The 24,890-nt window shown below is 69.9% G+C and carries 21 protein-coding genes; 9 read left to right on the top strand and 12 right to left on the bottom strand.

Going from position 1 to position 24,890, the window contains the following annotated elements:
- Positions 1 to 21 precede the first annotated feature (21 nt).
- Genes ACTPOE_RS13425 through ACTPOE_RS13410 form a run of 4 tightly spaced genes read right to left on the bottom strand, consistent with a single transcriptional unit; the run spans position 22 to position 6,987 of the window.
- Complete coding sequence (locus ACTPOE_RS13425) at positions 22 to 642, bottom strand: thiol:disulfide interchange protein DsbA/DsbL (RefSeq protein WP_458872627.1); 621 nt, start codon at positions 640 to 642, stop codon at positions 22 to 24.
- Between the two features lie 24 nt (positions 643 to 666).
- Positions 667 to 1,362: an SPOR domain-containing protein gene (locus tag ACTPOE_RS13420; RefSeq protein ID WP_458872626.1), complete on the bottom strand. Its 696-nt coding sequence runs from the start codon at positions 1,360 to 1,362 to the stop codon at positions 667 to 669.
- 4 nt (positions 1,363 to 1,366) lie between these two features.
- The gene (argS, locus tag ACTPOE_RS13415; protein WP_458872625.1) at positions 1,367 to 3,049 is read right to left on the bottom strand and encodes an arginine--tRNA ligase; all 1,683 of its coding nucleotides are present in this window, start codon (positions 3,047 to 3,049) and stop codon (positions 1,367 to 1,369) included.
- Positions 3,050 to 3,090: 41 nt separating this feature from the next.
- Positions 3,091 to 6,987 carry a phospholipase effector Tle1 domain-containing protein gene (locus tag ACTPOE_RS13410; protein WP_458872624.1) on the bottom strand — a complete coding sequence of 1,299 codons (3,897 nt, stop codon included), beginning with the start codon at positions 6,985 to 6,987 and terminating at the stop codon, positions 3,091 to 3,093.
- Positions 6,988 to 7,079: 92 nt separating this feature from the next.
- On the opposite strand from ACTPOE_RS13410, the gene ACTPOE_RS13405 reads away from it, so the two are divergent.
- Both ACTPOE_RS13405 and ACTPOE_RS13400 read left to right on the top strand, forming a co-directional pair.
- Positions 7,080 to 7,424, top strand: a complete 345-nt coding sequence (locus ACTPOE_RS13405) for a DUF1840 domain-containing protein (RefSeq protein ID WP_458872623.1) — start codon at positions 7,080 to 7,082, stop codon at positions 7,422 to 7,424.
- 41 nt (positions 7,425 to 7,465) lie between these two features.
- Positions 7,466 to 7,783, top strand: a complete 318-nt coding sequence (locus tag ACTPOE_RS13400) for a hypothetical protein (RefSeq protein WP_458872622.1) — start codon at positions 7,466 to 7,468, stop codon at positions 7,781 to 7,783.
- A gap of 182 nt (positions 7,784 to 7,965) precedes the next feature.
- Here the strand turns inward: ACTPOE_RS13400 and leuA are convergent, their stop codons facing one another.
- Positions 7,966 to 9,669, bottom strand: coding sequence for a 2-isopropylmalate synthase (gene leuA / locus ACTPOE_RS13395; RefSeq protein WP_458872621.1), 1,704 nt, complete (start codon positions 9,667 to 9,669; stop codon positions 7,966 to 7,968).
- A 321-nt stretch (positions 9,670 to 9,990) separates the two neighbouring features.
- Complete coding sequence (locus ACTPOE_RS13390) at positions 9,991 to 10,533, bottom strand: hypothetical protein (protein WP_458872620.1); 543 nt, start codon at positions 10,531 to 10,533, stop codon at positions 9,991 to 9,993.
- A 36-nt stretch (positions 10,534 to 10,569) separates the two neighbouring features.
- On the opposite strand from ACTPOE_RS13390, the gene rpoN reads away from it, so the two are divergent.
- From rpoN to ACTPOE_RS13375, 3 genes are all read left to right on the top strand, one after another.
- Positions 10,570 to 11,922: an RNA polymerase factor sigma-54 gene (gene rpoN / locus ACTPOE_RS13385; protein WP_458872619.1), complete on the top strand. Its 1,353-nt coding sequence runs from the start codon at positions 10,570 to 10,572 to the stop codon at positions 11,920 to 11,922.
- A gap of 62 nt (positions 11,923 to 11,984) precedes the next feature.
- Positions 11,985 to 13,379: a DUF2868 domain-containing protein gene (locus tag ACTPOE_RS13380; protein WP_458872618.1), complete on the top strand. Its 1,395-nt coding sequence runs from the start codon at positions 11,985 to 11,987 to the stop codon at positions 13,377 to 13,379.
- On the top strand, positions 13,372 to 14,859 hold the full coding sequence (locus ACTPOE_RS13375; protein ID WP_458872617.1) for a GTPase/DUF3482 domain-containing protein: 1,488 nt from the start codon (positions 13,372 to 13,374) through the stop codon (positions 14,857 to 14,859). The genes ACTPOE_RS13380 and ACTPOE_RS13375 overlap by 8 nt, the downstream gene beginning before the upstream one ends.
- Positions 14,860 to 14,921: 62 nt before the next feature.
- Here the strand turns inward: ACTPOE_RS13375 and ACTPOE_RS13370 are convergent, their stop codons facing one another.
- Both ACTPOE_RS13370 and ACTPOE_RS13365 read right to left on the bottom strand, forming a co-directional pair.
- Positions 14,922 to 15,887, bottom strand: a complete 966-nt coding sequence (locus ACTPOE_RS13370; RefSeq protein ID WP_458872616.1) for a TPM domain-containing protein — start codon at positions 15,885 to 15,887, stop codon at positions 14,922 to 14,924.
- On the bottom strand, positions 15,884 to 16,498 hold the full coding sequence (locus tag ACTPOE_RS13365) for a LemA family protein (protein WP_458872615.1): 615 nt from the start codon (positions 16,496 to 16,498) through the stop codon (positions 15,884 to 15,886). The genes ACTPOE_RS13370 and ACTPOE_RS13365 overlap by 4 nt, the downstream gene beginning before the upstream one ends.
- Positions 16,499 to 16,821: 323 nt before the next feature.
- On the opposite strand from ACTPOE_RS13365, the gene ACTPOE_RS13360 reads away from it, so the two are divergent.
- The 4 genes from ACTPOE_RS13360 to ACTPOE_RS13345 all read left to right on the top strand — a co-directional run bounded on the left by ACTPOE_RS13360 (position 16,822) and on the right by ACTPOE_RS13345 (position 21,399).
- Positions 16,822 to 18,288 carry a DEAD/DEAH box helicase gene (locus ACTPOE_RS13360; RefSeq protein WP_458872614.1) on the top strand — a complete coding sequence of 489 codons (1,467 nt, stop codon included), beginning with the start codon at positions 16,822 to 16,824 and terminating at the stop codon, positions 18,286 to 18,288.
- A gap of 38 nt (positions 18,289 to 18,326) precedes the next feature.
- A complete protein-coding gene (locus tag ACTPOE_RS13355) occupies positions 18,327 to 18,959 on the top strand; it encodes a LysE family transporter (RefSeq protein WP_458872613.1) in 633 nt (210 codons plus the stop codon).
- Between the two features lie 34 nt (positions 18,960 to 18,993).
- On the top strand, positions 18,994 to 20,592 hold the full coding sequence (locus ACTPOE_RS13350) for a peptide chain release factor 3 (protein ID WP_458872612.1): 1,599 nt from the start codon (positions 18,994 to 18,996) through the stop codon (positions 20,590 to 20,592).
- Between the two features lie 174 nt (positions 20,593 to 20,766).
- Complete coding sequence (locus ACTPOE_RS13345; RefSeq protein ID WP_458872611.1) at positions 20,767 to 21,399, top strand: hypothetical protein; 633 nt, start codon at positions 20,767 to 20,769, stop codon at positions 21,397 to 21,399.
- Between the two features lie 123 nt (positions 21,400 to 21,522).
- On the opposite strand, the gene bfr is transcribed toward ACTPOE_RS13345, so the two are convergent.
- The 4 genes from bfr to ACTPOE_RS13325 form a co-directional block, all read right to left on the bottom strand.
- On the bottom strand, positions 21,523 to 21,987 hold the full coding sequence (bfr, locus tag ACTPOE_RS13340) for a bacterioferritin (protein ID WP_458872610.1): 465 nt from the start codon (positions 21,985 to 21,987) through the stop codon (positions 21,523 to 21,525).
- A 117-nt stretch (positions 21,988 to 22,104) separates the two neighbouring features.
- Positions 22,105 to 22,356, bottom strand: coding sequence for a (2Fe-2S)-binding protein (locus ACTPOE_RS13335; protein WP_458872609.1), 252 nt, complete (start codon positions 22,354 to 22,356; stop codon positions 22,105 to 22,107).
- An 80-nt stretch (positions 22,357 to 22,436) separates the two neighbouring features.
- Positions 22,437 to 22,850, bottom strand: a complete 414-nt coding sequence (locus tag ACTPOE_RS13330) for a DUF1850 domain-containing protein (protein WP_458872608.1) — start codon at positions 22,848 to 22,850, stop codon at positions 22,437 to 22,439.
- Complete coding sequence (locus tag ACTPOE_RS13325; protein WP_458872607.1) at positions 22,850 to 24,868, bottom strand: TRAP transporter permease; 2,019 nt, start codon at positions 24,866 to 24,868, stop codon at positions 22,850 to 22,852. The genes ACTPOE_RS13330 and ACTPOE_RS13325 overlap by 1 nt, the downstream gene beginning before the upstream one ends.
- Between the last annotated feature and the right edge of the window lie 22 nt (positions 24,869 to 24,890).

Here is a 24,890-nt window from a genome sequence, read left to right as displayed (position 1 = left end):
AGCCCGCGGGGCGAGTGCCTGTTACTTTGCCAGCAACTGTTTCACCAGCTTGTCCGCCTCGTCGATGGCGCCCTGGTAGGTGCCGGTTTGCGCGGGCGAGGTCAGGTAGCGGCCGCCGATGGCCAGCGTGGGCGTGCCTTCGACGTGGTAGGACTTGGTCAGCTCGTCGGCGCGGGAGACTTTGGTCTGCACTCCGAAGGAGTTGAACACGTCGGTGAAGGCCTGGCGGTCCAGCCCCTGGGCGGTGGCCCAGTCGATGATTTCCTTGGCCTGGGTCAGGTCCTGGTGCTGCTCGTGGATGGCCTTGAAGACTTGCGGGTGCAGGTCCAGCCGGCCCAGGGCCTCCAGGGTGTAGTACAGCTTCTGCATGTCGCGCATGCTGGCGTTGAAGGCTACGGGGACGCTCTTGAAGGCCACGCCGTCAGGCAGGGTCTTGCGCCATTTCTCGACCATGGGTTCGATGGCGTGGCAGTGCGGGCAGGTGTAGAAGAAGAACTCCAGCACCTCGACCTTGCCCGGAGTGTCCGAGGGCTGGACCGGATCCAGGGTGTCGTAGGGCGCCGCCTGGGCGGGCGTCATGGCCAGCGCGGCCAGGCCCAGGACCAGGCCCGACAGCAGGCGGGAAAACAGGGCGATCTTCATGGGGGGGCTCCTTGGTGCGGCGGTTCAGGGGCGGACGACCGTCGATTCGATCTTTTCGTCGCCCAGTCGGGTCCGGGCGCGGTTCATCTCGTCGATGCCCTTGAAGGGGCCGACGCGCACGCGGTTGATGGGGGCGCCGTTGGATTCGCCGGTCTCGACGCGTACCGGCAGGCCCAGCAGGACGACCCGGGCCAGCATGGCCTGGGCCTCTTTCTGCGATCGGAAGGCACCGGTCTGCAGGTAGTAGGTGGTCTGTGTGCCGGGCGCAGGCCGGGCGGCGGGCGGCGGGGGTGGTGGCGGCGGGATCGGCTGGCTCGTCTGCGGTGCGGCCGGGGGCCTGGCCGGAGCCGGCGAGGGTTTGGTCTCGGGCTTGTCCAGTCCGGCGATGATCTGGCCGATGGCGTCGGACAGAGGGTTCTCCGGCGGCGCGCCGGGTTCCGGCGCCGGGGCCGGCGGATTGGTGCCGCTGCCGCCCTGGGCGGTCGAGCGGGTGCCGGCCGGACCGTCCTTGCCGTACAGGGCGATGTTCGGGTCCGGGGCGTTCTTCACGTCCGGCAGCAAGGTGGTCGGGGCGTCGCGGCTGGCCTTGTCCTTGAAGGGCATCGGGGCCTTGGTGACGAACAGGGCCACGGCCACGGCGGCCGCCACCCCCAGCACCATGCCCAGGACCAGGCCGAACCAGGCGCCGCCGGACCGCGAGGATTTTTTGCGCGTAGCCATGACGTTACATGCGCTCGGGGGCGCCGACCCCCAGCAGTCCCAGGCCGTTGGCGATCACCTGGGCGGTGGCGCGGGCCAGGCGCAGGCGGGCGGCGCCCAGCGCGGGGTCGTCCACCAGGATGCGTTCGGCGTTGTACCAGGCGTGGAAGTCGGCGGCGCAGTCGCGCAGCCAGAACGCCAGTTGGTGCGGGGCCAGTTCGCGGGCGGCCTGCGTGAGCACGCCGGGATATTCCGCCAGGCGCTTCAGCAGCGCGATTTCGGTGGAGGCCGTCAGCAGGGACGGGTCCGCCGCCGTGCCCTGGCCGCCGGCGTCGTGCTGGCGCAGCAGCGAGTGGATGCGGGCGTGCGCGTACTGGATGTAGTAGACCGGGTTTTCCTCGCTGCGCGACAGGGCCAGGTCGATGTCGAAGACGAATTCGGAATCGGCGCGGCGCTGGGCCAGGAAGAAGCGCACCGCGTCGCGCCCGACCCAGTCGATCAGGTCGCGCAGGGTGACGTAGCTGCCGGCGCGCTTGGAGATCTTGACTTCCGCGCCGTCGCGCATGACACGCACCATCTTGTGCAGTACGTAGGCGGGGTAGTCGGCCGGAATGCCCAGGCCCAGGCCCTGCAGGCCGGCGCGCACGCGGGCGATGGTGCCGTGGTGGTCGGTGCCCTGGATGTTGATGGCGTGGTGGAAGCCGCGTTCCCATTTGGCGACGTGGTAGGCCACGTCCGGCACGAAATAGGTGTAGCCGCCCTCGGACTTGCGCATCACGCGATCCTTGTCGTCGCCGGTGCCCAGTTCGGTCGTGCGCAGCCACAGCGCGCCTTCCTGTTCGTAGGTGTGGCCGGCATCGATCAGGGCCTGGACGGTGCGGTCGACGCGGCCGCTGGTGTAGAGCGAGCTTTCCAGGTAGTAGTTGTCGAAGCGCAGGTCGAAGGCCTGCAGGTCCAGATCCTGCTCGCGGCGCAGGTAGGCCACGGCGAAGCGCCGGATGGCGTCCAGGTCGTCGAGGTCGCCGGCTGCCTGGATGGGGTCGCCGTCGCTGGCCTGGACGGTGGCGCGGGCCAGGTAGTCGCGCGCGATGTCCTGGATGTATTCGCCCCGGTAGCCGTCGGCGGGAAAGGCCGGGTCGTCGGGCTCGATGCCGCGCGCCCGCGCCTGGACGCTGATCGCCAGGTTGTTGATCTGGTTGCCGGCGTCGTTGTAGTAGAACTCGCGCGAGACCTGGGCGCCCTGGGTGGCGAACAGGCGGCAGATGGAATCCCCCAGCGCCGCTTGGCGGGCGTGGCCGACGTGCAGCGGGCCGGTCGGGTTGGCGGAGACGAATTCCACCAGCACGCGCTCGGCGTTGGCGGGCCGGTGGCCGTAGCGTTCGCCCTGGGCCTGGATGGCGTCCAGAACGGCCTGGTGGGCGGCGGCCGACAGCCGGAAATTGATGAAGCCCGGCCCGGCGACCTCGGCCGAGGCGATCAGGCCGGCCGCGTCCGGGTGGGCCAGGACGCCTTCCACGACGGCCTGGGCCAGTTCGCGCGGGTTGCGCCGGGCCGCGCGGGCGGCCTGCATGGCGATATTGCTGGCCACGTCGCCGTGGGCGGCGACCTTCGGGCGTTCGAGGGTGACGTCCGGGGTCTGGCCGGGGATCAGTGTGTCCAGGACGGAGCGCAGGATGGCGATGAGCCGGGTGTGTTGCTCGGGTAGCATGGTGTCCGTATCTGAGGGTATCCCGAAATAATAGCCCGATTTCAGGGCCGCTGTGCCGGGGCGGCCATCCCGGGCAATCCCCGTTCGGTTTCCAGCCAGGCGCCGTAGGCCGCCATGTCCACGCTGCCGGCCACGGATCCCGAACCGCCGTCCGCGCCATCGGTGCGGCGGATGAAGGCTTCGACGATCCGCCGCTGCGCGTCGCCCAGACGGGCGTCCGCGCCCTGCGGCCCGATCGTCCGCGCGGCGGCGTCCTGCAGCGCCCGGTCGCCTGCCAGCAGGCGCAGGGCGGGGCCGCGCTCGTCATGCAGCAGCGGACGCGCCACCGCCCGGTCGTCCGGCGCCAGTTCCGACAGGGGCACCAGGGCGGCCAGGGCCTGCCAGCGCATCCAGTTCAGGGCCACGTCCGAGAGGTCGCCGTCCGGGATGGGTCGCAGACGCTCGTCCAGCAGCAGGCCGCCGCCGATGTCGGCGTGGGCGCCGATGAAGGGCGCCTCGACTGTGTTGTCCGCGTCGCCGGCCGCCGAGACCAGGGGAAACAGGGTGCGCAGTTCGTGCAGGGCCACGGCGTGCGCCACCCAGTGCCAGGCGCCGGCGATGCCCAGGTCGAAGCCGGCGTTGGCCGCGCCCAGCAGCCCGAATTGCGCCACGGTGTCGAACAGGCCCAGGAAGCGCAGGTCGACGCATAGGCCGATGGTCCCGCGCAGCGGATCGTCGTAGGAGAACCAGCCATCGCGGGTGTGCCGCGCGATGCGGTTGGCGAAATCGCGGGCCAGGGCCGCCCCGCGTGAATAGCCCAGAATGTCGATGGGCACCGGCGCGGCGGCGTCCTGTGCCCGGTCCAGGGCGTTCAGCAGGGACTGCCACTGGTTCCTCAGGATCTGGCGGCTGCCGGCGGCGGTGACCGCGTCCCAGTCGGTATAGTAGGCGTTGCCCGGTCCGGCGTGGTAGTAGGCCGGGCCGTCCGCGTAGGCCTGGGCGAGCTTCCAGACGTTGCTCTGGTTGCGCGGGCCGTAGCGCGTGCCGTCGAAGGCCAGCAGGATCAGGCCCAGAGGATCGACGTGGCGCAGGGGCTGCTGGGCGGCGTAGCCCAGGGCCTGATGGCCGGGCAGCGGCCCCAGGGGGTCGGGCTCCAGGTAGTGGCCGCGTCCGGGCAGGAAGGTGCGGAAGACGTTGTCGTGCCAGCCCGTCGCCGGATCCTCGTCCTGGCCAGGCCTGCGCAGCGGCAGGTCCAGGTCGCCGCGCAGGCGGGTCGCGCGGCCCAGCGCGTCGTAGCCGGCGGCCCAGCGCACCGCGCGGTCATCGTCGGTCGCCAGGACGGGGGCGCCCAGCAGGTCGGCGTGCAGGTAAACCAGGCGGACGCGGCCGTCGGCCTCCGTTTGCAGCAGGCCGACCGGGACTTCGTGGGCGTACAGGTAGCGCTGGGTGACGCCGAAGGCCGGGGAGCGGGCTGGCAGGGCCGATGGAACGGTGGCGCGAGCCGTTGCGGGGCCGGCGTCGTCGGTGGACATGGAGGCCGGCCGCCGCCAGATCGCCGCCAGGCGGTTGTCCAGGTAATAGCGTTCGGTTTCCTCGCCGTCCGCGATGCGGCGGATCTGCTGGCCCCGGGCGTTGTAGGCATAGCGGACCAGGGGACGGCCGTCCTCCCGGACCTCGGCCAGCCGGCCTTGGGCCTGGTAGCGCAGCGTTCTGCCGCCGACCGCCAGTGGCAGGCCGGCCGCGCCGCGGGGGATCGCGGGCGGCGGATCGGCATCGGCTTTCGCGCCGGCCGGATCCGACGGGCGGATGGGTCGGTCGAGGCGGGCGGCCAGGCGGCCGTCCTCGTCCCAGATCAGCCAGGTCCGGATCGTGCCGTCCTGGAGGCCGATCAGCCGGTCCTGCGTATCGTGGGCCAGGGCCTGATGCCGCCAGACACCCGACGCCAGGAACACGGTCCGGTGCGCGATCCGGCCGCGCGCGTCGTGGCGCCGCCGTTCGCCCCACAGGACGCGCGGTCCTTCGGACAGGATCAGGGTATCGGCCCGTCCATCCGGTCCGGCCGCCGCGCGCAGCCACAGGCCGTTGCCGTAGCGGTAGCCGGCCAGGCCCGGCATGGAATCGATCACGGTGCGGCGCGCGCCGTCGGCCGCCTCCCAGTCCAGGCGGCTCAGGCGACCCGTGCCGGACCAGGCATAGTGCAGCGCCCCGCCTTCCGGCAGGTCGTGGCGCGTCAGCCGTCCGTGCGCGTCGTAGGCGAAGCGTTCCCGGTAGTTCAGCCCGCCCCGGGAGCGTGGCCGGCGGACCGCGCGGGCCGTCACCCGGCCGTGCGCGTCGTGTTCCAGGAATTCGGTTTCCTCGGGATGCGTCAGGCGGATCGGCCGGTCGCCTCGCCAGCGCAGGCTGATCTCCAGCGGCGGTTCGCCCGGCGCCGCGTGCCGCAGCAGCACGGGGCGGCCGAGAGCGTCGCGGCGGATGTCCAGACGGCCGCCGTCGGCTCGATGCCGGCCGGTCAGGCGGCCGTGCGCATCGTGCGTCAGCCGGGTCGTGCCCGTGAGCCGGCTGGTCCAGCGCGCCAGCCGGCCGTCGGGACCGTAGTCCAGGCGCAGGCCGGGCCATCCGCCTCGCGCCTGCGCCAGCGCGCGGATCCGGCCGTCCGGCGCGTGGTGGATGCGCAGATCGCCGATGGCGCTCAGCCGGCCACGGGCGTCATATCCGGGACGTTGGGTGGTTCCGGGGCAGCCGGGGCAGGACGTTGCGCGCACCGTTCGCGGCACGGTCCGGCCGCCGCGCGCGAGGATGTCCACCTCGGCCGCGCCGCCGGCCGAGCGGATCCGGGTCGTGCCGGCGCCGGGCGGTCCGTCCGGGTAGTCCAGGTCCAGGCGGCCCGCCGTCGCATCGGGGGCGCCCGGGATCGCCTGGATGACGCGGCCTCGCGCGTCGTAGGTCCAGCTTCGGGCGCGCCAGCGCCGGCCATCGGCGGTCTCCAGCGTGACGCCGGTGATCGCGGCGGGGTGGCCGGCCTGCAGCCCGGACTCGTAATGGTAGCGGCGCCGCATGCCGTCGGGGCGCCGCACGGCGGACAGCCGCATTGGCGCTGACGTTTCGCCGGCCGGGGGCGTGCTCGCCGTGCCCGCATCGTCCGCGGCCTGGGTGTATTCGTAGTGGAAGACACCCAGCGGCGTGTCCAGTGTGCGCAGTCGGGGGATCGGTCCCGACGGATCGTAGCCGAGCCGCAGCACGGTATCGCCGCGACGGATGGCCCGGGCCAGGCCGTCCAGCGGGCCGCCGGCGTGGCGGTCGATGACGGTGTCCGGCCGTCCGGGGGCGGTGATCGTTCGCAGCCGGCCGCGCGCGTCGAAAAACAGCCGGCCGCCGTCGGCGCCTTGCCAGGCCGCGGACGAGTCCTCTGTTCCAGTGTCATCCGCGGCGCGACCGGCCCGGTCCGTGTTTGCGCCGGCCCGCGCGCTCCGGGCACGCGCGCCCTCCGGGTCCGGCGCCAGGATGCGCCCGTCGGTGGGGGCGGTCCCCAGGCCCCGGGCGTCGAAGCGCACGCGGCGCCCGTCGGGCAGGTCCAGCCGCCAGCCGTCCGGGGCCGGCCGCAGCCGGATGTCGTATTCGCTGGTCCAGCCCCGGCCCAGTGGCCCGTCCTCGGCGGACCCCGAGCGGTACAGGCGGATGAAGGACGGATGGGCGCCCGAGACCGGCTCGGGCAGGTCGGTTGCCCGCAGGAATTTCTCGCCAGTGGCCAGGTGCACGGGATTGGCGATGCCCGGGTCGGGGGCGGGCGCCGGCGCCGGTCCCCGGGTGGACCCCGCGCCGCAGGGCGCCTGGGCCTGCGGCGCGGCGCAGCTCAAGGCGGGCGCGGCCTGCGCGGGGGCCGGCGGGGGCCAGGGGGCGAGCGCCAGCGGCAGTCCGGCCAGCCAGGGCGGCACGCGGCGCGGGGCAAGGGTTTCGAGCATGGGGAACCTCCTGTCGGAGCGCTCATTGTGTCGCTTGGCAGGGGGTTGAAGATCGGTTAGTGTATGAATGTGTCCATTGCGGGAAGTCCACCATGCTCATTTTGTTTCAGTCGAAATCCGCGGCGGAAGTCCTGATGTTCGCCCAGCATGCCCGGCCCATTCTGCTGGCCGCCGGCAAGACCTTCGACGCGCCCGGCCTGCCGGAACGCGGCGTCATCACCCGGGCGCAACTGGACAAGGCCATCGCCGGCATCGAGGCGCTGGTGGCCGCCGATCCCGGCCATGACGACGCCTCGGGCGACCACGACGATACGGTCGAACACCCCATCGCCCAGCCGGTCGGCATGCGTCGCCGCGCATGGCCGCTGCTGACCATGCTGCGCCTGGCACGTGAAAAGGGCGAGGATGTCACCTGGGAACCCGCCCCTTCCTGGTAAATTCGCGCATTCCAGAGGTCCCTTTACACGGAGAAACTCCCATGCAGGGTCATGTGATCGTGATTTTCGATGCCCATCGTTCGCTGGAACTGCCCGTCGATGCACCGGTGGATCCCGGACGGGCGCGCGCCGCCCGCGAATGGTTCGAGCGAACCTGGGAGTCCCTGGGATGCGAGCCCCTGCGGGTCAGTGGCAAAGTCCTGCTGCTGGACAAGATCCTGGGGGTGGCCGATGCCCTGGGCTATACCCGCCTGTCCTCGCAGCCTGATCTGGCGCGGGAATTCGCCGGCCATGTCGTCCAGGCGCTGGAAAAGCCCCGGGTGACGGTGGACCTGCCGGGCCTGGCGATCGTGTATTGATCGGACTCCGGCGCGTGCGCAAGCAAAAGCCCCATCCTGTGGGACGGGGCCTGAACGAGGCGGGCGATCGTGGTGCCGGGTGAACCTCCGGGATACGGAGGCGGCGCCGCCCGATGGCGCTGAAGTTCCGATGACGGGCGCTCCGCGCGGAGCGCCCGTTTCACATTCGCGTCGAGGCGGAATCAGGCCGCGACCGAAGCGCGGGGCCGGACGTCGCCGCCCGCCGCCGCATGGCGGTTGACCGCGCTCAGGATCGCCAGGAAGGACGAGGTCACGATGTCCTCGTGGACGCCGACGCCGTAGCCGCTGGCCGAATCCTGGATGCGCATCTCGATGTAGGACGCCGCGCGGGTGTCGGTGCCGGTGCCGATGGCGTGCTCCTGGTAGTCCATCACGCGGGCGTCGAGGTCCAGCGCGGCGACGAAGGCCGAGATCGCGCCGTCGCCCCGGCCCGACAGGTGGCGAACCTCGCCGTCGACTTCCAGCTCGACCTCGATCATGAACTGCTTCTGGCCGGTGGTCTTGGGGCTGCCGGTGATGCGGTGCCGGATCAGCTTCATCGGCGTTTCACGGTCCAGGTATTCGCTGGAGAAGACTTCGAACACGTCCTTGGGCGTGACCTCGCGGCCGGTTTCGTCGGTAACGCGCTGGATGGCGCGGCTGAATTCGATCTGCAGGCGGCGCGGCAGGACCAGGCCGTGTTCCTGTTCCAGCAGGAAGGACACGCCGCCCTTGCCGGACTGGCTGTTGACGCGGATGACCGCGTCGTAGCTGCGGCCCAGGTCGGCCGGGTCGATGGGCAGGTAGGGGACTTCCCAGACGGTGCCTTCCTGGCGCATCGCGAAGCCCTTCTTGATGGCGTCCTGGTGCGAGCCGGAGAAGGCTGTGAAGACCAGGTCGCCGGCGTAGGGGTGGCGCGGGTGCACGGGCAACTGGTTGCAGTACTCGACACAGCGGCGGACTTCGTCGATGTCGGAGAAGTCCAGGCCCGGGTGGATGCCCTGGGTGTACAGGTTCAGCGCCAGGGTGACCAGATCCACATTGCCGGTGCGCTCGCCGTTGCCGAACAGGCAACCTTCGATGCGGTCGGCGCCGGCCATGACGGCGAATTCGGCGGCGGCCACGGCCGTGCCCCGGTCGTTGTGGGGGTGGACGCTGAGGACGATCCTGTCGCGCTGGGCCAGATGGGTGTGCATCCATTCGATCTGGTCGGCGTACAGGTTGGGGGTGGTGGCCTCGATCGTGGCCGGCAAGTTCAGGATGATCTTGTCCTGGACGGTCGGTTGCCAGGTGTCGACCACGGCGTTGCAGACTTCCAGCGCGAAATCGGGCTCGGTGGTGCTGAAGACTTCCGGCGAATATTCGTAGCGCCAGTGGGTTTCCGGATGCTTGGCGACCTCGGCCTTGACGATCCGGGTGCCCTCGATGGCGATGGCGCGGACTTCGTCGCGGCTCATGCGGAAGACGATCTTGCGGAAGGCCGGCGCGCAGGCGTTGTACAGGTGGATGATGGCGTGCTTGGCGCCCGCGCAGGCCTCGACCGTGCGCTGGATCAGGTCCTCGCGGGCCTGGGTCAGGGCGATGATGGTGACGTCGTCGGGGATGCGCTTTTCATCGACCAGCTTGCGCACGAAGTCGAAGTCGGTCTGGGACGCGGACGGGAAGCCGACTTCGATTTCCTTGAAGCCGATCTTGATCAGTTGTTCGAAGAAGCGCAGCTTGCGCTCCACGCTCATGGGTTCGATCAGCGCCTGGTTGCCGTCGCGCAGGTCGGTGCTCATCCAGATCGGGGGGGCGGAGATGCGTCGGCTGGGCCAGGTGCGCTCAGTGAAGTCGCGCGTGAACGGGGCGAACGGAACGTATTTGTCGGCGGGATTCTTGATCATGTCGGTACCTGTCTGGGCGGTTGCATCCGGATCACGGACGCGGAAATGCGAGGATGTGGCGAAACAGGTTGCCGAACTGCCACGCGGCGCTAGGCCCGGCAACCGATCGCTAGCAGCAGTAGACCCGACAGGGAGAGGGAGAACGACGGACGCGCGCGCCCGGCAGCGGAGAGCTGCGGGAAGTCACGGGAGGTGGCGCGCGTGGGGTTCATAAGTGGAAGTCAAACATATTTTCCGCCGCTTGGCAAGGATTTCATGGGAATACGGCCGGATGCCGGTCTCGTCCGCGGGTCTGCGCCGGAGCGGGGCGCTCCCTTCCGGTCATTGCCGCTGACGGGCGTTTTCCAGGACGGCGAGCTGTTCGGCCGCGCGGTGCAAGCGGCCGGCGCGGCCGGCGGACAGCTCGGTCCGGGTGAGCATCAGGTCGCCCACGCGCAGGGGTTCGTCGCGAGTCTGCCAGGCCCACAGCAGCACGTCCAGCGTGGCGCCGGACAGATGGTCGGCCAGTTGCTGGAAGGAGGCGGGATCGACAGGCCGCAAGCGGGCGCGCGCCAGGATCGCGCGCACGGTCAGCCAGGTCAGGTAGGCCAGCAGCAGGGAGCCGAACGCCACCAGCGCGCCCCAGAAGTAGGGGTTGTAGCGCTGCAGCAGAGCGGTGGCTTCCGCCCCCACGATGTGGTTTCCGGCATAATCGATGCCGTTGCCGAAAGCCAGCAGCCGGTTCAGCGCGTCATACCAGAGCAGGGCGACCACCACGACCAGGGCGGCCGCGAGGATCCTGGAGGTGGCTGTGAGCTTGAGCAGGATCCTGCGCAGCAAGGCATGGTCCCGACGGCTGGAGGATTCGTTTCGTTCCGGTTTCATGGCTGTATTTTAGATTGAACATGCCCTAGATAGAACATGCGCGCGCAACCGTCCCTGGAACTGGGCCAGCATCAGCATCTGACGCTGACGCCGCAGTTGCGCCAGGCGCTGGCCCTGTTGCAATGCTCGTCCCAGGAGCTGGATCAGGAGATCGCCCAGGCGCTGGCCGACAATCCGCTGCTCGAGGCCGTCGATCCGGAACCGGAATCGGCGGCCCAGGCCGAGCGGCTGGACCGCTTGTGGTCGCAGCCCGCGCGCGCCGTCCTGCCCGACGATCTGCCGGAGCCGGGCCAGCCCCCCAGTCTGATCGACCATCTGCTGCAGCAGTTGCACGCGACCCGCGCCACGGAGCGCGACCGCCTGCTGGTGGTGCGGCTGATGGGCGAGCTCGACGAGCGCGGTTACCTGGAATTCGATCCGGTGTCGCTGTCCGCGAGCCTGCCGCCGGAGCTGGAAGTCGAGGACGAGGAATGGCGTACGGCGCTGCGCTTGCTGCAGTCCTTCGATCCCGCGGGGGTGGGCGCGCGTAACCTGTCCGAATGCCTGCGGCTGCAACTGTGCGCGCGTGCCGACGAGTGGCCTGCGGACGTGCTGGCCTGCGCCCGCCGCCTGACGGATCATCTGGAGGACCTGGGCGCGGGCCGCTGGGGTCGCCTTTGCGAGGCGCTGGGCTGCGACCGCGCGCTGCTGGACACCGCCCACCGGGCGCTGCGGCGCCTGGATCCCCGGCCGGCGGGCGCCTGGCAGGCCGACCCCGTCCATTACATCGTGCCGGACGTGCTGTTCCATCGGGCGGCGGACGGCTGGCGGGTCAGTCTCAACCCCGCCATCGAGCCGCGCGTGCGCCTGAACCCCGAACTGGCGGACAGCCTGGCGGGCCAGGAATTGTCCCCCGACCTGCGGGATCGGATGCGCCAGGCCCGCAGCCTGATCCACAACCTGGACCAGCGCCGGCAGACGATCCTGCGGGTGGCGGAATACATCGCGCGGCATCAGCGGGCGTTCCTGGAATCCGGCGTCGCGGCGCTGCGGCCGCTCACCCTGCGGGAAGTCGCCCAGGCGCTGGAACTCCATGAATCGACGATTTCGCGCGCCACGCGTCTGAAATATGCGCAGACGCCCTGGGGCGTGCACGAGCTGAAGTTTTTCTTCGGCACGGTGGTGCAGACCCGCTCGGGCGAGGAGACCTCGGCGTCGGCGGTGCAGGCGCTGATGCGCGCGATGCTGGAGTCGGAGCCGGCCGGCAAGCCCTTGTCCGACATGCGGCTGGCGCGGATGCTGGCCGACCGGGACGTGGTGATCGCGCGGCGGACCGTGGCCAAGTACCGCGAAGCCATGGGCGTGCCTCCCGCCAGCGTGCGCAAGGCCCGCGGGCCCGCGGGCGCCTGAGGATCGCGCGCCCGGGCCCGGTAAAACTCGGTATCATCCTGTTTTCACCCGCTCGTTTCTCCATGCGGAATCGCCCGTCCACCGCCGACTCCCGCCACGCCGGCCCGCTGCTCCAGTACTGGCAGGCCGAGGCCGTGCGCTTGCGGGAAGCGCACTGGGGGCCACTGGAGGACCGCGCCGCCTGCCAGGCCGCCTTGCGCCGGCCGGCCGACCTGGGGGATCGCATCCTGGCGCGGGCCGCCTGGCTGGCCGAACACGGCGAACTGCATGACCGTCTGATCCAATGGTCCGTCGGCGCCCGCTGGGCGCTGGCCGCCCTCTGGCTGTGCGCCGGCCTGGCGGGCATCGGCACCGCCGCCGCCGTCCTGGGGCAGGGGCAGGTCAATCTGGCGCTGGCCCTGCTGGGGCTGCTGGGACTGCACACGCTCACCTTCCTGATCTGGCTGGCCGGCTGGCTGCCGGGGTTGCCCGATTCGACGGCCTTGTCGCGCCTGTGGCTCTGGCTGACCCGGCGCCTGGTCCGGGGGCCGGACGCCGCTCTCGCGGCCCAGGCCTTCCTTTCCCTGCTGGGCCGCGCGCGGGCCTGGAAGACCGCGATCGGGCTGATCAGCCATGGGGCCTGGACGGCCGCCTTCCTGGGGGCGGTGGCCACGCTGCTCCTGCTGCTGAGCGCGCGCCACTATACTTTCCATTGGGAAACCACCCTGCTGTCGCCGGATACCTTCGTCGGCGTGACGCGGGCGCTGGGCAGCGTGCCCGGGCTGCTGGGCTTTCCGGCACCGGACGATGCCCAGATCGCCGCCAGTCTGGGTCCGCGGCCGCTGGCCGCCGGCGTCCAGGCCGACTGGTCCCTGTGGCTGATCGGCTGCGTCGTTGTCTGGGGGCTGCTGCCGCGGCTGCTGGCGCTGTTCGCCTGTATGCTGCACCTGCGGCGCCGCCTGGCCGGACTGTCCGTGGATCCGGGCCTCCCGGGCTGGCTGGACTTGCGCGAACGGCTGCTGCCCACCCACGCCAGCCTGGGCATCGACCGCCCAGCGCCGGCCGCCGGTAGTCCGGTCGGCCCCGCCGCTCCGGTGGAGGCCGCCGACGGCCGGGCCGCGGTGCTGGCCTACGAGCTGGGGCCCGACCTGGACTGGCCCCCGGCGGGTCTGCCGGCCGATGTGGTGGATCTCGGCCGCTGCGACAGCCGGGATGACCGCGCCCGCATCCGCGCGCTGCTGCACGTGCCGCCCGCGTACCTGCTGTTCGTCTGCGACGCGCGCCTGACTCCGGACCGGGGCGCCGCCGCCTGGCTGGACGAACTGCGCCGTTCCTGTCCCGATCTGCGCGCCCTGTGCCTGGGGGGCACGCCCCAACGCTTGCGGGCCTGGCAGGACGCTCTGTCGCAACAGGCCGTATCCCGGATTCCCAGCCTGGACGGCTGGCTCGAACACATCGGAAGTCTCCGCCATGACTGACGTCTCGAATCCCATCGACCTGGCGGTCGTCGGCCATACCAATACCGGCAAGACCTCGCTGCTGCGCACGCTGCTGCGCGACGAGTCTTTCGGCGAGGTCGCGGACCGCCCCGGCACCACCCGTCACGTCGAAAGCGCCCAGTTGCTGACCGGGACCGGCCAGGCCATCCTGGTGCTGCGCGATACCCCCGGGCTGGAGGACGCCATGGGTGTCCTGGACTACCTGGACCAGCTGTCCCCGCCTCAGGAAAGGCACGATGGCCCGGAACGTATCCGCGCGCTGCTCGACAGTCCCGAAGCCGCCGGCCGGTTCGAGCAGGAATGCCGCGTCCTGGCCACGGTGCTGGAAACCGACGCCGCCCTGTACGTCATCGACACCCGAGATCCGGTCCTGCCCAAACATCGCGACGAACTGATGCTGCTGGCCGCCTGCGGACGCCCCATCCTGCCGGTGCTGAACTTCACCCGCACGCCGCTCTCGGACACGGCGGCCTGGCGCGACGCGCTGGCTCGCCTGGGGCTGCACGCCACGGTGGATTTCGATACCGTGGCGCCCGCGCTGGACGGCGAAGGCCAGCTGCTGGACCGCCTGGCCCTGATGCTGGACCAGCATGCGACCGCCCTGCAGACCCTGCGCGCGGACCTGGGCCAGCAGCGCCTGCGCCGGCTGCAGGACGCCACGCGCCTGATCGCCGAGCTGCTGGTGGACGCCGCCGCCCTGCGACTGCCCTGTTCCCAGGATCCGACCGACATGGCCGCGATCACCCTGGGGCTGCGCAAGCGCACCCGCGACCGGGAACAGGAATGCGTGCACGCGCTGCTGAAACGCTACCGCTTCAGCAAGACGACCTTTCCCCACCATCCTCTGCCGCTGGAGGGCGAGCGCTGGGGGATGGACTTGTTCAATCCCCAGGCCCTGCGCACGTTCGGCATCCAGGTCGGCAAGGGCTTGGCCACCGGAGCCATGGCGGGAGCCACCATCGACGTGCTGACCGGGGGCCTGAGCCTGGGAACCGCCGCGCTGCTGGGGGCCGCCATCGGCGGCGCCTGGCAGGGCGCCAGCCAATGGGGCAAACGCCTGGTGGGCCGGTTGGCGGGCAACACGGAAATGACGGTGGACGATCCGGTGCTGCACCTGCTGGGGCTGCGCCAGCTGGCCCTGGTGCGGGCGCTGGAATGCCGGGGCCATGCGGCCATGCGGCCCATCGACGGCGACCTGCTGGCGCGGATGGCGCCGCCCGAGCCCGAGCCGGCTGAGCCGGCGGCGGATGCCGGCGCGCAGGACACGCGCGAGGGCGTGGAACCGGTGCCTGAAACCTCGCCCGAACCCCTGCGGCACCTGCCGCCGGACGTGCAGCGCATGTTGGACGAGGTCCGTGGCCATCCGGACTGGTCCTCGATCGGCGAGGATCCGGCGCCCGACGCCCGGCGCGAGGCTCTGGTCGGCGCCATGGCCCAGGCGCTGTTCGCCGCGCTGTAGCCGGGGTTTCGGCGACCGCTTCCGGATCGGCCGGGCGCGCCAGCGCGTCGCGGTTCCGCTGGCTACCAGCTGCCGGATGCGCCGCCGCCGCCCCCGCGGCCACCACCACCACCACCGCCCCCGCCGCCGGAGGATCCGCCTCCGAATCCTCCGCCGCCTCCGAACCCTCCGCCGAAACCGCCCCCGCCGCCGTGGCCGCCGCCCCGACCTCCACGCCCGCGCGCGAGCCGGTCGGGGATGCGCAGGACCCGGCCCAGGATCCCCAGCGCCAGCCCGGCCAGCGCGCCGAGGCCGGCCCACAGCAGGCTTTCGGTCAGCACGAATACGAAGCCGCCCATCAGCAGGGCGCCGATGGGAGGGGTCATCACCAGGGCGAAGAAGGTCAGGGGCAGGAACATCACGCGCTCGTCGAGCATGTCGTTCTCGCTGGAGGATTCTGGGGGCGGCAAAGGTTCGCCCGCGATCAGGCCCGACAGGGCCGAGACCCCGGCTTCCACTCCGCCGTAGACGTCGCCCTGGGCGAAGCGCGGCGTGATCCGTTCGCGGATGATCCGTCCGGCATCCACATCGGTGACGGCGCCTTCGAGCCCGTAGCCGACCTCGATGCGCAGGCGGCGGTCCCGCACGGCCACCAGCAGCAGCACGCCGTCGTCAATGCCCTTGCGCCCCACGGCCCACTGGTCGAAGACCCGGCGCGCGTACTGCTCGATGGCCTCGTTACCGGTGGTGGGCACCAACAGCACGAACAACTGGGAACCATGTTCCCGTTCCAGAGTCCGGGCCTGCCCGGTGAGCATGCGGACCTGTTCGGCCGTCAGTGCGCCGGCCTCGTCCATGACCGGTCCGGTCCAGGCCGGAACGGCAACCGTGCCGCCCGCGTCTGGCGCGGCGGTCTGCTCGGCCCGGTTCGGTGCGGCGGCGGGCGCCTGCGCGGTTTCGGCGGCCGAGGCCGGGGCGGGCGCCACACCCATGCCCGCCAGCATCCACAGCGCCAGCAGGCCGTTCGCCAGCATGCGGCGCAGGTTCATTTTCCCTGCCCCTGGGGCAGATCGAACTTCACTTCGGGGTCGCGCATGACGGCGTCGGCCTTGTCCAGCCCGTACTGGGCCTTGGGTTGATAGCCGAACACGCGCGCCGTGATCAGGGTGGGGAACTGGCGGATCGTCAGGTTGTAGGACTGCACCGCGCCGACGTAGCGCTCGCGCGCCACCGCGATGCGGTTTTCCGTGCCTTCGAGCTGTGTCATCAGGTCGCGGAACAGGCCGTCGCTCTTCAACTGGGGGTAGTTTTCCGAAACCGCCAGCAGGCGCGACAGGCTGGAGGACAGGGCTCCCTGCGCCTGCTCGAAACGGGCCATCAAGGCCGGATCGTCCAGGTCGTCCACGCTGACGCGGACCTGGCCGACCCGGGCGCGCGCGTCCGTGACCTGCTGCAGCACGGTGCGCTCGTTCACCATGTAGGCGTTGACCGAGGACACCAGCTTGGGCACCAGGTCGGCGCGGCGCTCGTACTGGTTCAGGACCTGGGACCAGGCCGCCTTGACCTGCTCGTCCTGGCGTTGGATTTCGTTGTAGCCGCAGCCCGAAAGCAGCAGCGTGAGGGCTGCCAGCGCAGCAAGGTTCAGGTAACGTCGGAGCATCCAGGCCTCTCGTATGGCGCCCCCCGGCCGGGGGGCGGATGGTTTTATTTTAAAGGGCGTCCCAGCCGGCGGGCGCCGGGAATGCATTTTCCCGGGTCCGCCGGCGGTCACGCGAGGGGAGGGCGGCCCGATGCATCCGCCGCGCGGCGCGGGAGTCACGCTATAATGCATTGCTTCGCGTGGCCAACCAGTCGCCGCGCGACTTCTTTCGGCCCCGGCGGGCGCCTCGCGCGCTGGCGGCACCCCACCTGACACTCTTCATACGTCGGCCTCGATTGGTATCACTCGACTCGAGCGATAGGCGGTCGCTGGAGTCAATTTTCTTGGATACTTCGATTACCTTTGCCTCGCTCGGCCTGGCGGAACCCCTGCTGCGCGCCGTTCACGACGCGGGCTACACCCACCCCACCCCGATCCAGGCCCAGGCCATTCCGCGCGTCCTGGAAGGCGGCGACCTGCTGGCCGCCGCCCAGACCGGAACGGGCAAAACCGCCGGCTTCACGCTGCCGATCCTGCACTACCTGCTGGGCCACCCCGCCGCGGACCGCCGTCCGGGGCGCCCGCGCGTGCTGGTCCTGACCCCGACGCGCGAACTGACCGCCCAGGTCGAGGAATCCGTGCGCCTCTACGGCAAACACACGTCCGTGCGCTCCATGGTGATGTTTGGCGGGGTCAATATCAATCCCCAGATCGCGGCCCTGAAAAAGCCCCTGGACATCCTGGTGGCCACGCCGGGCCGCCTGCTGGATCACGCGCAGCAGAAGACGCTGGACCTGTCCGGCGTCGAGATCCTGGTGCTGGACGAGGCTGACCGCATGCTGGACATGGGTTTCATCCACGACATCCGTCGCGTGCTCAAGCTGCTGCCGGCCAAGCGCCAGAACCTGCTGTTCTCCGCCACGTTTTCCGACGAGATCCGCGGCCTGGCCCAGGGCATCCTGCGCAATCCCGGCGAGGTCTCCGTCGCCCGGCGCAACACCGCGTCCGAGCTGGTCAGCCAGCGCATGGTGATGACCGATCAGGCCCACAAGCGCGACCTGCTCAGTCACATCATCCGCGAGAGCGGCTGGCACCAGGTTCTGGTGTTCACGCGCACCAAGCACGGCGCCAACCGCTTGGCCGAGAAGCTGGCGAAGGACGGCCTGACCGCCGCCGCCATCCACGGCAACAAGAGCCAGGCCGCGCGCACCAAAGCCCTGGCCGGCTTCAAGGACGGCAAGGTGGCCGTGCTGGTGGCCACCGACATCGCCGCCCGGGGGCTGGACATCGACCAGTTGCCGCAGGTCGTCAATTTCGAACTGCCCAACGTGCCCGAGGACTACGTGCACCGCATCGGTCGCACCGGCCGTGCCGGCAGCACCGGCTCCGCCCTGTCCCTGGTGGACGCGTCCGAGATCAAGCTGCTGCGCGCCATCGAGCGCCTGATCAAGCAGACCATCGAGCCGATTACCGTGGAGGGCTGGAATCCGGCCGCCATGGTGACCGCCGATTCGGCCCCGGATGCCCGGGAGAAGCGCGCGATCGCGCGCCTGCAGGGCGATTTCGGCGGTCGGGGCGACGGTGGCCGGCGTAATGACGGCGGGCGGCGCGAGTCGTCCGGCCGCGACGGACGCCGGCCGGCGGCGGCATCGTCGCCGGCCGACCGCCGTTCCGGCCAGGAAGCCCGCCGCGGCGGCGGTCGCGCTCCGGGCGGACGCCCGGCCCGCGAGGGCGGCGCGCCCCAGGCCCCGCGCCGGGACGCGCGTCCCGCCTCGTCGGGACGCCCCGCGCTGTTGCACAAGGCCGACTGACCCGGACCGCCGGCGCACCGGAGCACTGGAGATCACGCATGGCCCTGTCCACCTGGCTGACTTTCTTAGCGGCGGCCTGGGCGATCTCGTTCTCGCCCGGCCCCGGCGCCATCTGCTCCATGGCTTCGGGACTGAAATACGGTTTTCGCCACGGCGCCTGGACCATCTTCGGCCTGCAGGCCGGCATCATCTGCCAGCTGGTCATCGTGGCTCTGGGCGTGGGCGCCCTGCTGGCCACGTCCGAAGCGGCCTTCACGATCGTCAAGTGGATCGGCGCCGCCTACCTGGTGTACCTGGGGGTGCGGCAGTTCCGCACCGATGCGGCGCCGGTGGCGGTCGAGGCGAGGCCGCCGCAAAGCGCGCACCCGATCCGCGACCAGCTGCTGCGCGGCTACCTGGTGAATGTCACCAATCCCAAGGGCACCATGTTCCTGCTGGCCGTGGTGCCGCAGTTCCTGGACCTGGGCCGGCCGCTGCCGCTGCAGTATTTCCTGATCGGCGCCACATTGTGCTTCACCGATCTGGTGGCCATGAGTTGCTATACTTCGCTGGCTTCGTGGATCCTGCGGATGTTGCGCAAGCCGGGCCACGTCCGCTGGCTGAACCGAGGTTTCGGTTCGATGTTCATCCTGGCCGGCACCGTCCTGGCCTCCTTCAGTCACAAGCACTGAAGCCCCACGCCCTGAAGTTCCACCCGACTTTCCCATGAGCCTGACCGACGAAGTCGCCCGCCGACGCACTTTTGCCATCATTTCCCACCCCGACGCCGGGAAGACGACCCTGACCGAAAAGCTGCTGCTGTTCGCGGGCGCCATCCAGATCGCCGGCAGCGTCAAGGCGCGCAAGGCCAGCCGCCACGCGGCGTCCGACTGGATGGAAATCGAGAAGCAGCGCGGCATCTCGGTGGCATCCTCCGTGATGCAGATGGAGTATCGCGACCGCGTCATCAACCTGCTGGACACCCCCGGCCACCAGGACTTCTCGGAAGACACCTACCGGGTGCTGACCGCCGTGGACGCCGCGCTGATGGTGATCGACGCCGGCAACGGCGTCGAGCCCCAGACCATCCGCCTGCTGCAGGTCTGCCGCGCTCGCAACACGCCCATCATCACCTTCATCAACAAGCTCGACCGCGAGGTGCGCGAGCCCCTGGACCTGCTCTCCGAGATCGAGGGCCACCTGGGCATGGACGCGATCCCGTTTTCCTGGCCGGTGGGCATGGGCCGCCATTTCGGCGGGGTCTTCGACCTGCGCCACGGCCGGATGCGGGTTTTCCGTCCGGGCTCGGAGCGTCACCGGGACGATGACGAGACCATCGAAGGGCTGGACAATCCGGAACTGGCGGCGCGATTCGGCGACGCCCACGCCAAGGCCAGCGAGGAAATCGAGCTGATCACCGGCGCAGTGCCGGCCTTCGACCGCGAGGCGTTCCTGGCGGGCCGCCAGACGCCGGTGTTCTTCGGCTCTGCGATCAACAATTTCGGCGTGCGCGAGGTGCTGGACGCCCTGGTGGACCTGGCGCCTCCGCCCGGCCCGCGCGCCGCGCTGGAGCGCAGCGTGCTGCCGGCCGAGCCCAGGTTCACCGGCGTCGTGTTCAAGGTCCAGGCGAACATGGACCCGGCGCATCGCGACCGCGTGGCTTTCGTGCGCGTCAGTTCCGGCAGGTTCGAGCGCGGCATGCGTCTGAAAGTCGCCCGCAACGGCAAGGAAATCCGTCCCAACAACGTCGTGTCCTTCCTGTCTCAGCGGCGCGAAATCGTCGAGGAGGCCTATGCCGGGGACATCATCGGCATCCCCAACCACGGCATCCTGCAGCTGGGCGACGTGCTGACCGAGGGCGAATCGCTGACTTTCACGGGCCTGCCGTTCTTCGCGCCGGAACTGTTCCAGGCGGTCGAGGTCAAGGACCCCCTGCGCACCAAGCAACTGCGCATCGGCCTGACGCAACTGGGCGAGGAGGGCGCCATCCAGGTGTTCCGGCCCGAGGCCGCCGGCGGCGCGCTGCTGCTGGGCGCCGTGGGCCAGCTCCAGTTCGAGGTGGTCGCCCACCGCCTGAAGACCGAATATGGTGTCGAGGCCCGCCTGATGCCGTCGCGCTACAGCCTGGCGCGCTGGATCACCTGCCCGGATCCCAAGGCCCTGAAGAAATTCATGGACGCCAATGCCGCCAACATTGCCCATGACGTGGTGGACGCGGCCGCCTTCCTGGCCAGCTCGCCCGCTCAATTGCGGGTCGCCCAGGAACGCTATCCCGACATCGAATTCCACACCATGCGCGAACATGCCGGGCGGGTTTTTGCTTAGCCTTTTTGCCGCTTGGCCGCCCCACGGCAAAAAGCGCCCTCTTGGGAGGCGCGGCGAGCGGTCGTGGGTTGCGGGGGGCGGTCCTGCGGCGGGACACAAGCGGTATCCGGCCGCGGGGATGGCTTCCTATACAATGCAGGGATCATCCGCACCGATCGACGAGGCGCGCCGTCCATGTCCTGGCGTCTGATTTTCGCTTTTCTGCTGCTGGCCGCGGGCGCATCCGCCTGGGGCGGCCTGCGGTTGGGCGACTGGCTGATCGCCCATGGGCCGGCCCAGATCCAGATGCCGAAACCGCATCCCGAACTGGACCAGCAGGCCGCCGTGCTGGACGCCAATGGCAAGCCCTATGTCGCCTCCGCTCCGCAGGTGCTGCCGGACGGCCGCCAGGGCGTGCCGGAACTGGCGCCACCCGTCGACTGGAAGATCCAGCCGGATTCCCTGATGGAGGATGGTCGGCCGATCGCCCTGGCGACCACCACGATTTCCATGGACGAGGCCATCGCGCTGGCGTCCCGGAACCAGTTGAGCGACGGGTTGCAGGGCATCGCCCTGCTCGGGGGGCTGGGAGGCAGCCAGGTGGTCCAGCCCATCGACGTCACGACGCCCTCGTCTCCGCCCCCGGCCCAAGCTGCCGCGAACGACGGCCAATGGCAGGCCGCCTTCCAGGCGGAGCTCAAGGCCTGCGAATCGCTGGGGTTCTTCTCGCGTCCCTCGTGCGCCTGGGCGGCCCGCAACAAATACTGCGAGCCCAACGATGCCTGGGGCCGTGTCCCCGACTGCCCGGCGAAGAAATCGGGTTTCTGATTCGGTACCCGGGCTCGCCATACTGCGTTGCTGATCCATGTCGCGGCTTGTACGCCGCTTCGATTCGTCTGCCATAGGACAGTCCGCATCGGACAGTCCTATGGCCCGCCTCATCCAGCAGGGTCACATCTGCGACTGCAGGTAGTTCTGGAGTCCGAGCTGCTCGACCAGGCCGATCTGCGTCTCCAGCCAGTCGATGTGCTCCTCGGTGTCGTTCAGGATGGTCAGGAACAGGTCCCGCGAGACGAAGTCCTGCACCGACTCGCAGTAGGCCATGGCCTCCTTGACCGTGGCCTGGGCGGCGGTTTCCAGCTTCAGGTCGCAGGCCAGGATCTCGGGCACGGTTTCGCCCACCAGCAGCTTGTGCAGGTCCTGCAGGTTCGGCAGGCCGTCGAGCATGAAGATGCGTTCGATCAGCAGATCGGCATGCTTCATTTCGCCGATGGATTCCTTGTATTCGTGTTCGCCCAGCGCTTCGAGGCCCCAGTGACGCAGCATGCGCGCGTGCAGGAAATACTGGTTGATGGCCGAAAGCTCGTTTTTCAGCTGCTGATTCAGATAGCGGATGACGGTTTTGTCGCCTTTCATGGCCTGTGCCTCCTTGGTGCGCGGCCCGGCCGGAATCGGACAGGCCGAAACAGCAAGGCTAGCACGCCCCGCGCGCCCGGGAAACCGGGGACGGGGAATGGAAGGCGCTGGTCGGGTTCAGGCGACGCGGCGAGTGGCGACGCGCGACAGGACGGTGACTTCGACCTGCCCGATCAGTCCGGTTGCCGCGGGGCCGGCGTCGGCCGCGTAGCGGCCTCCAGGCAGGTATTCCGTCGCCGTCTCGGCGCAATGGCCGCAGCAGGTCGCCACGCCCAGTCGGGCCTGGAGATCGCCCAGGTCCGTCGCGCCTTGGGCGATGGCGTCCTGGACTTGGCGTTCGCTGATCGCGTTGCATACACAAATATACATGAGAATGATTATCATGTTTTTTCTTTAGGATGGCAAGCCGTTTTGCGGCTTCCTTTTGCGCCGCAGCCAGGAACAGGACACTAGGGCGCCCGGCAGGGCCGCAGCAGCGTCACGTCGCCGTCGGTCGGCATGATGCCCAGCATCGGCTCGCAGCGCCCGTCGACGCACCAGTCGTAGTCGGCGGTGTAGGGCGAGCGCGACAGGCGCAGTTCGTCCAGCGGGCCGTTATGGGGCTGGTAGACGTACCAGCCGTCGGGACGCAGCGTGGCGTCCGGCGGGGGCTCCATGCCCGCGCCGGAACCCAGGATGCGCGCCTGGCCGGGAACCAGGAGCGGGCGGCCGTCCGGACTCGCACGGACGGTGTAGTCTTCTTCCCAGCGGATCTTCTCGATGGAGTGTGTCCAGGCCAGCGTGAAGGCCCTGGCCGGCACGAAGCGCGGCGGCACGCCGGGCGCCGCAGCCAGGGTCAGACAGACCCCCAGGGCGCCCAGCATCAGGCCGCCGCCCCCGCCGCGCGGGCGCGGCGGCTGCGTACCACGTGCCAGATCAGGAACAGCGCCGTGGCCGCGAAGCCGATGTCGTCGGTCAGCGGGATTGCGGCCACCAGCAGGATGGCCGCCGCGATGGCGTAGAGCCGCTCGAGCCAGCCGATCGGCGTCAGCAGGAAGCCGGTGATGCCGGCCGCCCACAGCGTGATGGCGACCAGGGCCTTGAAGACGATGTAGGCCACGTCCAGCGCGCTGCCGCCCTGCAGCATCAGGGCCGGCGAATAGACGGCCATGTAGGGGATCACGAAACCGGCCACGGCCACGCGCAGCGCCTGGATGCTGATCTTCAGGCCGTTCTCCCGGGCGATGGGCGCGGCGGCGAAGGCCGCCAGTGCCACCGGCGGGGTCAGGTCGGCCATGATGCCGAAATAGAACACGAACATGTGCGAGATGATCAGCGGCACGCCCAGTTTCAGCAGGATGGGTGCGGCCAGCGAGCTGGTGATGATGTAGTTCGGGATCGTCGGGATGCCCATGCCCAGCACCAGGCAGGTGATCATGGTCAGGAACAGCGCCAGGAACAGGTTGTTCTCGCCGATGGCGATGACCTGGCCGCCGAACTCGGCGGCCACGCCGGTCAGGTTGATGATGCCGATGATGACCCCCACCAGTGCGCAGGCCGCCGCGACCGACAGGGCGTTGCGCGCGCCCTCGGCCAGGGAATCGAGAGCCAGCCGCAGGGTGTCGCGCCCGTGCTTGCGGACCAGCAGCGCCAGACCCAGCACGGCGACGATGACGAAGAAGTCCGTGACGCCGAACTGGATGAAGCCCGCGCAGGCGATACCCAGCAACAGCCAGAAGACGTAGCGCAGGATGGCCGGCGAGGCGCCCTGGATGACGGCGGCGCCGAAGATCAGGATCACCGTCAGGCCCAGGCCGATGGTGCCGGAGAACAGCGGCGTGTAGCCGGAGAACAGCAGGGCCACCAGGCCGATCAGGGGCAGCAGCAGGTACCAGCGCTCGCGCACGGCCTTCCAGGGATCCGGGCAATCTTCCTTGGCCAGTCCGTGCAGGCCGCGCCGGCCGGCCTCCAGGTGGACGGAGATGAAGGCTGTGGTGAAATACAGGATGGCCGGAATGACGGCGGCCTTGACGACTTCCACATAGGGGATGTTGAGCGTCTCGGCCATGATGAAGGCGACCGCCCCCATCACCGGCGGCATGATCTGGCCGCCCATGCTGGACGTGGCCTCGACACCGCCCGCGAAGGCGGAGGAATAGCCGAAGCGCTTCATCAGCGGGATGGTGAACTGGCCGGTGGTCACGACATTGGCCACGCCCGAGCCGTTGATGGTGCCCATCAGGCCGGAGCTGACCACGGAGACCTTGGCCGGTCCGCCGCGCGTGTGGCCGACCATGCCCATGGAAAAGTCGCTGAACAGCTGGATCATGCCCGCCTGTTCCAGGAACGCGCCGAACAGGATGAACAGGTAGATATAGGTGGACGACACATAGGTCGGCGTGCCATAGATGCCCTCGACACCGAAGCTCAGGGTGCCGACGATCTGGTCGAAGCCGTAGCCCCGGTGCATGAAGGGCCCGGGGATGTACTGGCCGAACAGGCCGTAGGCCAGGAACAGGCCGCAGATGACGGGCAGCGCCCAGCCCATCATGCGGCGGGTGGCTTCGAAGACCAGCAGGATGGTGATGATGCCCACCACCATGTCGGCGTCGGTCATCTGGCCGGCGCGCGCCGTCAGGTCGGATTCATAGACCCAGTGGTACAGGCTCAGGGCGAAGCCCAGGATGCCGAGGCTCCAGCCCAGCGTCCGGTTCGCCCGGCCGCCGCCGGAATACAGGGAAAAAACCATCAGCAGCACGAAGCCGACGTGGATGCAGCGGACCACCTGGCTGGACAGGGGGCTGTAGGCGGCGGTCCAGATCTGGAAGCAGGAAAAGACGACGGCGATCCAGAAGATGCCGCGCGGCAGGGGCTGGGCCGCGGTATCGTGGGGAGAGCTCATAAGCGGAAACCTGGGGATTGAA

The organism is Castellaniella sp. WN (assembly GCF_054457555.1).
Note: the sequence above shows the minus strand (reverse complement) of the source record. Positions and strands in the feature narration are given on the sequence as shown.